Genomic DNA, 535 nt, shown 5'->3' on the forward strand with positions numbered 1-535 from the left:
AGAAAAAATAAACGAGGAGTATGTAAATGAGATCAGAAAAAGAAATGATGGATTTAGTACTTTCTTTAGCAGAACAGGATGAACGTATTCGAATTGTGACCCTTGAGGGGTCACGCGCAAATATTAATATACCTAAAGATGAATTTCAGGATTATGATATTACATATTTTGTAAGTGATATAGAACCGTTTATATCTAATGATGACTGGCTTAATCAATTTGGGAATATAATAATGATGCAAAAGCCGGAGGATATGGAATTATTCCCACCTGAAGAAAAGGGATTTTCCTATCTTATGCTATTTGATGATTACAATAAAATTGATCTTACCTTATTGCCCTTGGAAGAGTTAGATAATTACCTAAAGGGCGATAAATTAATAAAGGTTCTAATTGATAAAGATTGTAGAATTAAAAGGGACATAGTTCCGACTGATATAGATTATCATGTAAGAAAGCCAAGCGCAAGGGAGTATGATGATTGCTGCAATGAATTTTGGAATGTAACACCTTATGTTATTAAAGGATTGTGCCG

Annotated in this window: 1 protein-coding gene; it reads left to right on the forward strand. The window is 32.7% G+C overall.

Annotation, left to right across the window (positions count from 1 at the left end; translation table 11 throughout):
• Positions 1-26: 26 nt before the first annotated feature.
• Positions 27-535, forward strand: a 509-nt coding sequence (locus C1G53_RS03400; RefSeq protein WP_002325310.1) for an aminoglycoside 6-adenylyltransferase, incomplete at its 3' end; no start/stop codon positions are given.

The organism is Streptococcus suis, assembly GCF_002960445.1.
Taxonomy (GTDB): Bacteria; Bacillota; Bacilli; order Lactobacillales; family Streptococcaceae; genus Streptococcus; species Streptococcus hyiners.